The following is an 11,601-nucleotide window of genomic DNA, read 5'->3' on the forward strand; positions in this document are numbered from 1 at the left end:
TTAAAGTTGTCGCAGTTAAGTTCTAACCCTAACCATTGCCCTAGCACCTCTAGATCTTCGTCAAATTTTGCTTGCAAAATCGCCAAATTTTCTGCCGAAAGCTGTGGCTTTTCTTTAAGTGTCCACCAACCCTTCACCCAATTACGAAAAGCCTTTGGCACTAATTGCTGACGCACTTGCTTCAAAACAGGTGCTTCTACTAGCAAATCGCGCCAAGCGCTGCGGCGCATTCTTTCGCTAGAAGCATTCCCCCGTTCATGGGCGTCTTGCCACACCGGGGGCTGCGAATAGCCAATAAACTGGCAAATGCGCTCTAGCTCTGCTTGCGGATAGGCACAAAAACGCTCAAAGAAAACAGGCAAGATCTGCTGCGTCCCAAAAGCTTCAAAAAAAGGCTTTAACTGAAAACTATACTGACCATAAGCGACAAGTTCAGGATGCTGGGCGATCGCTGTATTAATATCCGTCGAGATCACACACTGCGTCCATTCATGGATGTAATGAGACACCAAGCGATCGATCGGATGGCGCATCATATAAATTAGCTTAGCCTGCGGTACCTGCTGTTTTAGCCGCTCAATCGTGTGGGGATACGTCGGCAGCTTAGTGTAGTGGGTACTGGCTTCGCCGCATAAATCAGTCGCTGTAGCCGCTGCAAATAAATTGAAGTACCAGTCCATTCCCTGAGCATACTGATCGTCGTCGCTAAAAAAGTTAGGCTCTTTAGGCGTAGACATAAAAATATGCGGTTGAGCTACTAACTGCTCATGCAGCGTTGTAGTGGCACATTTCATCGCACCAATAATGATAAAATCAGGCTTTCGAGTCATCATTTTTTGCTAATAACTTAAAATAGTGAACCAAAAACTATTTAGCTTTTACTGACAAAACAGTTGCCACATAAAGCACCCAATGAATGCTGACAGAGCGCATAAGCACACTTTCAGTAATGTTGTACATAAGCAGCAGGGTTAGAAAAGCCAGCGGCCAAAAATCAGCCGGAGATTTAGCCGCGTAAGCTCTATTTAGGGCATGAAAATAGGTGAGTAAAAAACCAATTACAAACATAGCAAAGCCCACTAGCCCTAGCGACAACGCTAAATCGTAGAAGCCGTTGTGAGCATGAGCCGGAATAAAGTTATGTGAAACCTTTGCCCCAACTGCTACCGCATGAGAGCTACCGGGTGCCCAAAACGCCATTCGGCCATACCCTAAAAAAGGTCTTGCAGCTATGGCCTCTCTAACACCCTCCCAAATTAACGTTCGACCTGACAGCGTTGGATCTCGACCTAGGCTAAACAAAATTGTGTTCCATAAAGCTGTTAAAACGACCACAAATCCAGAAACAAACATAGTTCCTAAATCTAGGATCAAAACTGTTTGCTTGCCTCGCCAACGGTAAAAGCGATAAACAGAGAGAACGGCAAGAACAGCAATAAAAACGACCAATCCTGTTTTTGAGGTTGACAACAAAATCAGCGCAATTGAAATAACAACCCCTATTCTGCCAAACCAAGCTTCTTTCTTATTAGACTTGTTAACTGTTAAAACAAAAAAGCTAACTAGAGTCAGCGCCATGTGGGCAGAAAATCCATTTTTGTTGCCATAGATTCCCCGCCACGCCCCTTCATGCTTGCCAGTTAAATGTACACCTAAACTAGGATTGGTAATCACAACAAACAAACTTAGCAGCGCACCCGCTCCCAGTGTAGTCGCGACAATTTTTAGCTGCTCTTTTACGGTAAAACGTGAGGCAAAATATAGGCTAAAAATGGTCATCGGGATCAACTCAGCCCGAACCGACTCAAAAGTAATCGCCGGGAACTCTGACCACAAGAAAGAAGCTGCAGCTTCAAAAAGCAACAGCCATATCAAAAAACCTCTTCTTACACACTTCAGCGTAAGTTCTATTCTGGCAAATAATAAAAAGGCAAAAAAGACAGGAAGGCTGTATCTCACTAAGGTGCTAGCAGAACTCGAAATAAAAGGAGACAGGCCACCTGTATAAAACAGGAGCATGAAGCCCGAAAGCACTCTTTCAACTCGGTCAAGATCAACCTTCATAAATCACGATTAGATTAGATAGTTTCTTTCTCCAAATTCGTAAAGCTAAAGAGAATCCTTAAACGATGTCTTACGGGGATCTATTTTTTTCTCGATTATAATTGAGCCATTAAGTATTTAATTTTTTGACTGCTTTTAAGTCCCAAAAATCAGAGCTTTTCCCATAAAAATCGAGAAACTTTTGAGTGTCGCCAGCAAGCTGATCAAGTACCCACTCTAAAGAGTCAGAATTCCAAACTGGCTTGCCTTGAGAAGGTTTAAAGAATAGTTTTCTCATCAACGGCTTACGAATAGAAGCAGGTATTATCTTGGCACCCTCGCGAATAAACGAGTTTTGCCGCAGCTTAGACAAAGTATTCGAAGGCACTTTTTTACCTTCAGAAGGATTGAGATGTACTACATCCTGAGCAGCAGAAAAACCCGAATCAACCTCCAAAAACTCATAGCACTGCTTTAGAGTTTTCTGATTATCTTCTCTAAAGTCTTCGTAAAAAATAATCAAAATATTGTCGTCTGCGGTGTATTTTCGGAATTCGCTAATTTGCTGCCAATAGTTAGAAGCATCTACTAGCCAGTGCCGATTAACATGAACTGCTCGATTAAAATCGTAGTGTACGCCTTCTCCACCATGGGAACGAATCTCCAGCCAGTAAGATTCAATTCTATGCACAGGATTGCGAACGCAATAAATAAGTTTAAAGTCTGGGTTGTATGAAAAGACTCTTTCAGCGGTTTTAGGAAAAACCTCTTTCATGGTGTAAAGATTGTTTCTATCACCTCTGGCTTTATAAGCTTCACTACCTGAGTAAAGCGACTCATACCACTCATAACCTTTAGAAAAATTTTCGTCTTCCGAAAAAAATCTTGGCTCTTTTTGAATCAAGAAAATTTCTGGATGCTGTGCTAACAGCTGACTGATCGATGTCGTCGCACACTTAGAAGCTCCGATAATTAAGAAATTTGGCTGCATATTTTTAAGAGTTGAGGCTACAGAAACAATCAATTAGCAACGCTTCTTATGAAGTATAAGAATTTGAGCTTAAACAGTATTTTTGCAAACTAGCTGAATCTTGACCGCCATCTGGCAGCAGCCATTGCAAAATGAAATCTGCCCATTTGACGGGTACCTGAAGCTTTTGCCAAGTTTTTTCCGAATTGAAAGAAAGCTGATGATAAAGTTCAGGATTGGTGATAAGTGACTGAACTGAGTTGGCAATTGCTTGCGGGTTAGCGGCTGCACAAAGAAAGGCGCTTTTTTGATGGGTTAAGTTATGGCAAAACATAGGATGATCTGACGCAATAATTGGTGTGCGTGAGCATAGTCCTTCATAAAGGGTGAGCGGAAAACCCTCTGGATAGTCGTGGTGACTGGGCACCATGACAAAATCCGCTGCTCTCATCAGGTCAACAACCGTATCATGCGGCACCAAGCCCAAAAATGACACCTCTGCTTGAACCTGCAGGTCAATAGCTTTTTGCCGGAAAGTTTCTAAAGATCCTTTGCCCGCAATTTTGAGTTTGACGGCAATTCCGGCCTGCTTGAGTAGACTAACGGCTTTGATTAAATCTCCTACCCCCTTAGACTCGCTGAGCGAACCGACATAGACAAGTTCCCAAAACGCTTTGGTGTCGGGCAAGTGCTTAGCCGAAAACTGGCTGGGCGTCACTCTGTAAGGCCAATCCCAGGGCACAACCTTATGTGCCTTCACCCCAATAGACACCAAATTACGGCAAGCGCTAACACCATGATTGCCGACCCACTCGATTTGAGGGTTGTTGAGCAGCCGAGCCAACCGATAGTTTCTTAACTTGTGCTTGAGTTTGTGATTTTGAAAAGAGTCAGCTAAAAGCGTAATCGTTGGCACTTTATTTTTAATTGTCCACCGCAAAATTTCTGGGATAGGGGCACGTAGAACTAGGTGGGTAGGCTGGTAAGCTGCAATGAACTTAATTAAGTGTTTGGCTGGCTGATTTGGACTCAAACCTGTGCCGATGACGCGAAACCCTGGCTCAACCAGTTCGTTGTAAGGCGCTTGAGAGTAGCAGCATAAGACAGCGACTTCTGCTATTTTCTGCCCCATATCGATGAGGGATTGAATTGCATAATTATGGGCGTGATAGGTTTCGCTTTGGCCATTAGCAAATCGATAGTAAGCCGCTCGATAATCTCCAGCATACAAAACAATTAAGAGGCGTTTAGCGTCAGGTTTCATACTTAAGCGTTGAGGCTATCTTTTAATATTTTTTGCCAACGGTAGGCTACGCATCAGTTGTTATAAAGCGGTAGAGACTCAGGCAAGAAAAGCAAAAGGAGGAGCTTGATCGGTGGTTAAACGTCAAAATTCAGACAGCTTTCTCTTCAAGAACAGCTTAGATTTAAACAAAATTGTGTAGTCCATAGAACAAATAGAGGTTACAGAAGACTCTTTCGCTAGACAGATGTGCGGGCGACTAACGTAGTCTATGAAAACTGAAAGTGAGTAAAAAGGTCTGTTAGTCTAACCATTCTGGCTGGAAAGCTGCAAGATTATAAAAAAATAGTAAAATACCGTATCTGCAAGTGAATGAGTCTTTGAGGGTTCATGGAAAAAGAGTCTATTGGAACAAATTATGTTCCCTTACAAGTCATACTGATTGATCGTTTAGTTAAAGACTTAGTAAAGTTTCCGCGATCGCTCGGATGAGATTTAAGGGATACCGTTAGCCTACACGTAGGTTGCGATCGCTTTGCTAAATTAAGTCGGATTTTTGTCGTTCCTCTGTATGCGTTATTAATTTATGAGTTCTGTCGGTGTGGTTGTCATTGGTCGGAACGAAGGCGAGCGGCTAATTCGATGTCTTCAGTCGCTAGCTGCTCAGTTACCCGAACCGCTACCCACGGTATATGTAGACTCCGGCTCAACCGATGGCAGCGTTACAGCAGCGCGATCGCGGGGGGCAGCGGTGATTGAGCTAGACATGTCGCAGCCATTTACGATGGCGAGAGGCCGCAATACAGGCTTTGAATATTTAGTCAGCAACTTTCCCTCTTTAGACTACGTCCAGTTCATCGACGGTGACTGCGAACTGCTTCCCGGCTGGCTAGAGCAGGCTGTTTCTACCTTGTCAAATCAACCTCAGGTGGCTGTTGTCTGTGGTCGCCGCCGCGAACGATTTCCTGAAGCTTCGCCTTACAATCAGTTGGCCGATATGGAATGGAACACGCCAGTAGGAGAAGCCGATTTTTGTGGCGGAGATGCCCTGATGCGAGTAACCGCCATTCAAGCGGTCGGTGGCTATAACCCAGCGCTGATCTGCGGCGAGGAGCCTGAGATGTGTATTCGGCTACGACAGCAGGGCTGGAAAATTTTGCGGATTGCCGCCGACATGACGCTACACGATGCTGCCATGTTGAAGTTTAGCCAGTGGTGGCGGCGTTCGGTGCGAGGCGGCTGGGCGATCGCCGAAGGCAAAACCTTGTATGGTCGTTCTCCCGAAAAATACATGCTGCGCCAAGCGCGGAGCGGCTGGCTATGGGGAGCGTTGGTGCCTCTGTTGGCGATCGCCCTGGCTTGGCCTACCCACGGGTTTAGCTTGCTGTTGTTGCTGGCTTATCCGCTGCTGGCGTGGCGGGTTTATCAGTATCGGCGGCGCTGCGGTGATGCCCCGGCGCAGGCACGGCTTTACGGCATTTACTGCACCCTGTCTAAATTTCCGCAGATTTGGGGGCAGTGGAAATACACGCTAACCAAGTGGCAAGGCAAGCCCGCCACCCTGATTGAATACAAAACTGCCACCAGTTAAAACGTAATGATCTGCTCAAGTTTACAAAGCCGGATAGACAATCCATTACCAAGTAGTTGTTCTGGAGAGATGCAATAATGGCGGCAGCGCTGAGATCTGCGGTAATCGGGACGGGGTTAATTTCTAAAGAGCATTTGACCTTTTTAGAAACTTCTGAACTGGCTAAACTGGTGGGGGTTTGCGATCTCTCCCCGGCTGCTGCCAACTATGCGGCTCAGCATTTCAAAGCCGAAGCCGCCTTTACCAACTATCACGAAATGCTGGCAACCGCTAAGCCAGATGTCGTGCATATTTTGACCCCGCCTCAGTTGCACAAATCTATGGCTAGCGACTGCCTCAAAGCCGGGGCGCACGTTATTTGCGAAAAGCCGATTACGCTGAGCTACAACGACTTCAAAGATTTGTGGGAACTGGCGCAGCAGTGCGATCGCCACTTAATTGAAGATCAAAACTACCGCTTTAACCAGCCCATTCTAGAAATCCAAAAGCTAATCGCCAACGGCGAACTCGGCGAAGTCCAAGAAGTTGACGTTCGGCTTGTCTTAGACATTCGCGGCGGCGGTCGCTACGCAGATGAAAATTTGCCCAGTCCGGCACACCAGTTGCCCGCAGGCGTCATTCATGACTTCATTACCCACCTGTGCTATCTGGTTTTTGCCTTTGCTCCTGAAGCTGAATTTAACCGCATCCGCGCCGCCTGGAGCAATCACGGCGGCGGCGACTTGTTTAAATACGACGATCTAGACGCACTCCTCATCAGCGATACGCTTCATAGCCGCCTTCGCTTTAGCTGTCACACCCAGCCAGATTGTTTTTATGTGGCCGTTCGCGGTTCTAAGGGCTATGCCGAAACTGACCTGTTCCAGCCTTATCTACGCTGTGTCGTGCCCCGCAGCGCTGGTAAACAACTTACCCCCCTGGTGAATCACTTTCTCACGGGGCGTGAGTTCGTCGGTGCTAGTTTTCGTAACTTCCGCCGCAAAGTTATGCAAAAAACCCCTTATGAAGGGCTGCATCAGCTATTAGATCAAACCTATCGGGCGATCGGCAATGGCAGCGCCCCGCCTATTGGTTTTGATCAGATGGCTCGTCCCAGTCGTTTAGTTGAAGCATTGCTAGCAGAAACCAATCAGTTATGAAGCTTTTAATTACTGGTGCCTCCGGTTTTTTGGGTCAAGCAGTTGTAACAGCAGCCCTGCAGCACAACCACCAGGTTGTCGCCCTAATTCGTCCCAAAACAGACGCAACTCGCCTACCTTGGTCTGAGCATTCAGGCGTTGACCTGGTGCGTCTAGATCTGCGTCAGCGCCGAGGACTCGCAGATGCGCTAGCAGGCTGCGACGCGGTGATTCATTTGGCAGCGGTTAAGTCTGGCGATTTTTACGATCAGTTTGCTGGTACCATCATGGCCACCGAAAACTTGCTAAACGCTATGACCGACGCTGGGATCAAGCGGCTCGTTGCCATTAGCACCTTTTCGGTTTACGACTACCTGCAACTGCCGCAAGGCGCTTTGCTAGACGAAAATGCCCCTATTGAAGATGAACCAGGCGATCGCGATGGCTACGCGCAAACCAAACTCATCCAAGAACAACTCGTCCGCGACTTTCAACACCAACAAGCGGCTGAGGTAACGATTATCAGACCGGGCATGGTCTACGGCCCAGACAATCTCTGGAATCCCTGTTTAGGGGCTGAGTTTGGCAGTCGCTTTTTGCGCATTGGCTTTTGGGGACAAATGCCGCTCACTTATGTAGAAAATTGCGCCGAAGCGATTGTGCTGGCGGCTGAAAAAGAAGCCGCGATCGGGCAAACCATCAATATCGTTGACGATCGCTTACCCAGCAAACAAGCCTTTACCCAAGCCCTGCTCAAGCACGATCCCAATCCGCCTAAAGTCGTCCCTGTCAACTGGGGCTTGATGCAGCTACTTGCCAACGCGGCCTGGTTTGTCAATCAAAAACTGCTCAACGGTCAAGCCAGACTTCCAGGACTTTTGGTTCCGGCCAAGTTGCATGGGCGTTTTAGACCCCACCGCTATAGCAACCAAAGGGCTAAGCAGCTACTGGGCTGGTCGCCTCAATATTCCTTAGAAGAAGCGATTATCCGCAGTCTGTAACGATGCCCAGCAGCCGTATGTAAACGCGCAGGCTGCACGACGTTTTCACCAGGAGCCTTTTCATGCGCATTGCCTACCTCACAGGTGAATATCCCAGAGCCACCGACACCTTTATTCAAAGAGAAGTGGCCGCCTTACGCCAGCTAGGGGTTAACATTCAAACCTTTTCGGTGCGGCAGCCAGATAAAGCTCATTGGGTTGGCCCAGAACAAAAAGCCGAACGCGATCGCACCCTTTACCTGCTGCCAGCCAACTTCATCTCGGTTTTATTCACCCATCTAGCCCTGCTGCTTAGCTCCCCGTTTTGCTATCTCAAAGCCCTTTCTCTAGCCAAGCAAACCTGCCAACCCGGTATCAAAGGCGCGTTGTATCAGGCATTTTACTTTGCCGAAGCGGGGATCCTCGCGGCCCACATCAAAAAGCTCGGCATCCAGCACTTACACAATCATCTGGCCAGTTCTAGCTGTACCGTAGCGATGCTGGCAGCGCAGCTAGGAAACTTCACTTTTAGCTTTACCCTGCATGGGCCGCATATTTTCTTTGAACCTTACCGCTGGCAACTCGGTGAAAAAATTAAGCAGGCTCTCTTTGTTAGCTGTATCAGTCACTTCTGCCGTAGCCAGGGCATGTTATTTGCCCCAGTTGAAACCTGGAGCAAAATGCACATTGTTCACTGTGGCGTTGATCCCGATTTATTTACAGCTACCCATAACCCTACCGACAAAGTCAAACTCTTGTACGTAGGCCGCTTAGCGGCAATGAAAGGGTTGCCTATTTTGCTAGAAAGCTTAGCCCAGTTGCACTCAACTCAGCCAAATTTGCAGTTGACCGTAGTAGGCGATGGCGAAGAGCGAGCCAGTTTAGAAGCAAACGTTCAACAAATGGGCTTGCAAACTGTGGTTGAATTTGTCGGCTACCAATCTCAATCGGCGGTGCGTCAGTATTTGCAGCAGACTGATATTTTTGTTTTGCCCAGCTTTGCCGAAGGCGTTCCGGTTGTTTTGATGGAGGCGATGGCGACTGCGGTACCCGTCATTGCCACAAGAATTGCAGGCATTAGTGAGCTAGTCGAAGAAGGGGTAAGTGGTTATTTGGTGCCGCCAGGAGATGTCTACGCCTTGCAGCAAAAAATTTGTTTACTGGCAGAAAATGCTGAGCTGCGGCAGCAGTTGGGACAGGCAGGCCGTCGCCAAGTAAAAGAAGCCTTTAACCTCAAAACCGAAGCTCAAAAGCTGCACGAAATATTCTCTCATCAGCTCAAAGGCGAAAAAACGCTTGTTACGTCTGCCGAATTGCAAAAAAATCTGGTAGCCAAACAAATTTAGTAAAAGAACTTTATAGGCCAAGCAATTTATAGCACCGATGATTAATTTTCTTCGCAAAGTCTGGTACATTCTGGGCGATAGCCAACGCAAACTGCCTGTGTTGATTGCTGTCTTTTTTTCAACCTCTATTTTGGAAGCACTGGGCATCGGCTTGATTGGCCCCTTTTTGGCTATTGCTTCAACTCCTAGTCAAATTCAAGAGATTGGTCTTTTAGCCCGTCTCTTTGATGGGCTAAATTTTTCTTCAGAACGTCAATTTGTTGCTTTATTCGGCTTATTTATTGTCTTTTTATTTTTAATTAAAGCAATTGTTTATTTTGCTGGAAAGTTTTATACCTTTAGCTTTAGCTTCAACCAAAAAAAGATGCTGGTTTCTAAATTACTAGAAACCTACCTACGCGTTCCTTACACGTTTCATCTCAAAAAAAATACGGCCAGCATTGTCAAAGTTACCGTTTTAGAAACAAACCAATTTTGCAACTTATGCCTTTTACCCGCGTTAGAAATTCTTTCCAATGCGGTGGTGGTTTTTTCATTGCTGATTGTATTAGCTGTCACCGACTCTCTGCTGCTGTCTTTAATTCTAGCTACTCTGCTGCCCGTTATCTTCTTCTTTATCTGGCTTAGCAAAAGGTTTCGACAGTGGGGACAGGATATGTCTGAGGCTCAGCAAGGTATGATTCGTACCCTCAACCATGCGCTAGGTGGCTTAAAAGAAACTCGCGTAATCGGATGTGAAAGTTTTTTTGAAGCAGAGATGAGCCAACATTCTCTGCGTTACGCTAAATCAGCTACGCTTTCAAGTTCACTACAAATGCTGCCTCGAACGGCGATCGAAGCAGTATTGGTCATCTTTCTAATTTCCTTAACTTCTATTGCACTGCTAACTTTTGAAGCTAACTTTGAGCAATTTATTGCCAGTCTAGGCGTTTTTGCAGTAGCTGCCATGCGGCTAATTCCTTCTATTAGTCTGTTGATGCAGTCTTTTGGATTGGTGCGCAAGTCTGGGTATGCGGTAGATATGCTGTTTAATGACTTAAAAGAGATCGAAAAATCTGAATATCAAAGAGATCTCTCTAAAAGACTTAATGGCTTCGCCTCCAAAGATTCACAAAAGGCTTTACCTTTCAAGAAAGAAATTCAGCTAAAAAATATTACTTATACCTATCCTGAATCTCAATCGCCTGCCATCAAAAACTTTTCTCTTACCCTTAAAAAAGGTGAGTCTATTGCTCTCATTGGCAAGTCTGGCGCTGGTAAAACCACCGTTGTGGATATTATCTTAGGGCTGCTCAAACCTCAATCAGGTGACATTACTACAGACGGACTTTCTATCTATAAAGATTTAAGAGCTTGGCAAAACATTGTTGGCTATATCCCTCAGTCTATTTTTCTCATTGATGACACTATAGAGCGCAATATTGCTTTTGGTGTACCCGATAATCTGATTAATCAGGCTAGGTTATGGCAAGCCATTAAAACTGCTCAGCTAGAAGAGTTGATCACCCAACTACCCCAAGGCGTTAATACCAGCGTGGGTGAAAGAGGTGTGCGATTGTCGGGTGGTCAGCGACAGCGGATTGGCATTGCGCGTGCCCTTTATCACGAGCGAGAAATATTGGTTTTAGATGAAGCGACTTCTGCTTTAGATAACGAAACAGAGAAATTAATTAGCGAATCTATTAACCGACTCAGTGGTGATAAAACACTAATCATTATTGCTCATAGACTATCCACTGTTGAAAAGTGTGACCAAGTTTATGTAATGGAAAGAGGAGAACTTTCTAGGTCAGGAACCTATAGCGAGGTTGTTAGCTGTTTGTAGCTGACTTAGCTCAATATTAAAACGAGTTTGATTTTCTGAGAAAACGAAACTCTTGTTTTAAAAGCATGCATAATGACACATCTATAAAACCACTTTTCCATATTGGATATCACAAAACTGGAACAACATGGTTGCAAAATTGTTTGTTCAAAAACAATCAAACCATAAACTTTTCATTTCCTTTTGAGCGAAACAATATAGTCAGCCAGTTAATAATGCCTAACCAGTTTCGTTTTACTGATGATGTCAAACAATATTTCAGCTTTGGCTTGAGCCAAGCAATAGAAGAGAGTAAGGTACCCGTCATCTCCCATGAACGTTTAAGTGGAAATCCCTATGGAGTATGGCTAGAAAGTCAAGTTTTTGCAGATCGTCTGTACAGTATTTCCCCAGAAGCAAAAGTTCTTATTGTTATTAGAGAACAAACGAGTGCCATCTTATCAATGTACTTTCAGTACGTTAGAAATGGTGGAACTTACTCGTTA

General features: G+C 45.6%; 9 protein-coding genes and 1 pseudogene. 6 read left to right on the top strand and 4 right to left on the bottom strand.

Annotated features, from left to right (window positions below):
• From ACTS3T_RS23790 to ACTS3T_RS23805, 4 genes are all read right to left on the bottom strand, one after another.
• Window positions 1-830: sulfotransferase family protein (locus ACTS3T_RS23790; protein WP_462935845.1), on the bottom strand; the 830-nt coding region annotated here is incomplete at its 3' end.
• Window positions 831-867: 37 nt separating this feature from the next.
• Window positions 868-2,064: an O-antigen ligase family protein gene (locus ACTS3T_RS23795; RefSeq protein ID WP_462935846.1), complete on the bottom strand. Its 1,197-nt coding sequence runs from the start codon at window positions 2,062-2,064 to the stop codon at window positions 868-870.
• A 109-nt stretch (window positions 2,065-2,173) separates the two neighbouring features.
• Window positions 2,174-3,067 (bottom strand): sulfotransferase domain-containing protein, encoded by an 894-nt coding sequence (locus ACTS3T_RS23800; RefSeq protein ID WP_462935847.1) that lies wholly within the window; start codon window positions 3,065-3,067, stop codon window positions 2,174-2,176.
• A gap of 13 nt (window positions 3,068-3,080) precedes the next feature.
• Window positions 3,081-4,277, bottom strand: coding sequence for a glycosyltransferase (locus ACTS3T_RS23805; protein WP_462935848.1), 1,197 nt, complete (start codon window positions 4,275-4,277; stop codon window positions 3,081-3,083).
• 565 nt (window positions 4,278-4,842) lie between these two features.
• Between ACTS3T_RS23805 and ACTS3T_RS23810 the strand changes: the two genes are divergently transcribed.
• The 6 genes and pseudogenes from ACTS3T_RS23810 to ACTS3T_RS23835 all read left to right on the top strand — a co-directional run.
• Window positions 4,843-5,847: a glycosyltransferase family 2 protein gene (locus tag ACTS3T_RS23810; RefSeq protein ID WP_462935849.1), complete on the top strand. Its 1,005-nt coding sequence runs from the start codon at window positions 4,843-4,845 to the stop codon at window positions 5,845-5,847.
• 77 nt (window positions 5,848-5,924) lie between these two features.
• Window positions 5,925-6,986, top strand: a complete 1,062-nt coding sequence (locus tag ACTS3T_RS23815) for a Gfo/Idh/MocA family protein (RefSeq protein ID WP_462935850.1) — start codon at window positions 5,925-5,927, stop codon at window positions 6,984-6,986.
• On the top strand, window positions 6,983-7,966 hold the full coding sequence (locus ACTS3T_RS23820) for an NAD-dependent epimerase/dehydratase family protein (RefSeq protein ID WP_462935851.1): 984 nt from the start codon (window positions 6,983-6,985) through the stop codon (window positions 7,964-7,966). The genes ACTS3T_RS23815 and ACTS3T_RS23820 overlap by 4 nt, the downstream gene beginning before the upstream one ends.
• A gap of 62 nt (window positions 7,967-8,028) precedes the next feature.
• On the top strand, window positions 8,029-9,291 hold the full coding sequence (locus ACTS3T_RS23825; protein ID WP_462935852.1) for a glycosyltransferase family 4 protein: 1,263 nt from the start codon (window positions 8,029-8,031) through the stop codon (window positions 9,289-9,291).
• A 37-nt stretch (window positions 9,292-9,328) separates the two neighbouring features.
• Complete coding sequence (locus tag ACTS3T_RS23830) at window positions 9,329-11,116, top strand: ABC transporter ATP-binding protein (RefSeq protein ID WP_462935853.1); 1,788 nt, start codon at window positions 9,329-9,331, stop codon at window positions 11,114-11,116.
• A gap of 65 nt (window positions 11,117-11,181) precedes the next feature.
• A pseudogene (locus ACTS3T_RS23835) lies at window positions 11,182-11,601 on the top strand (hypothetical protein); the annotation flags it as partial.

This window comes from Almyronema sp., from assembly GCF_052168255.1.
Taxonomy (GTDB): domain Bacteria; phylum Cyanobacteriota; class Cyanobacteriia; order Phormidesmidales; family Phormidesmidaceae; genus Sphaerothrix; species Sphaerothrix epifaneia.

Excerpts from the sequence above, each read along its gene's own strand:
- ACTS3T_RS23825 (WP_462935852.1), top strand. The coding sequence starts at position 8,029 with ATGCGCATTGCCTACCTCACAGGTGAATATCCCAGAGCCACCGACACC.
- ACTS3T_RS23815 (WP_462935850.1), top strand. The coding sequence starts at position 5,925 with ATGGCGGCAGCGCTGAGATCTGCGGTAATCGGGACGGGGTTAATTTCT.
- ACTS3T_RS23805 (WP_462935848.1), bottom strand. The coding sequence starts at position 4,277 with ATGAAACCTGACGCTAAACGCCTCTTAATTGTTTTGTATGCTGGAGAT.
- ACTS3T_RS23795 (WP_462935846.1), bottom strand. The coding sequence starts at position 2,064 with ATGAAGGTTGATCTTGACCGAGTTGAAAGAGTGCTTTCGGGCTTCATG.
- ACTS3T_RS23810 (WP_462935849.1), top strand. The coding sequence starts at position 4,843 with ATGAGTTCTGTCGGTGTGGTTGTCATTGGTCGGAACGAAGGCGAGCGG.
- ACTS3T_RS23820 (WP_462935851.1), top strand. The coding sequence starts at position 6,983 with ATGAAGCTTTTAATTACTGGTGCCTCCGGTTTTTTGGGTCAAGCAGTT.
- ACTS3T_RS23830 (WP_462935853.1), top strand. The coding sequence starts at position 9,329 with ATGATTAATTTTCTTCGCAAAGTCTGGTACATTCTGGGCGATAGCCAA.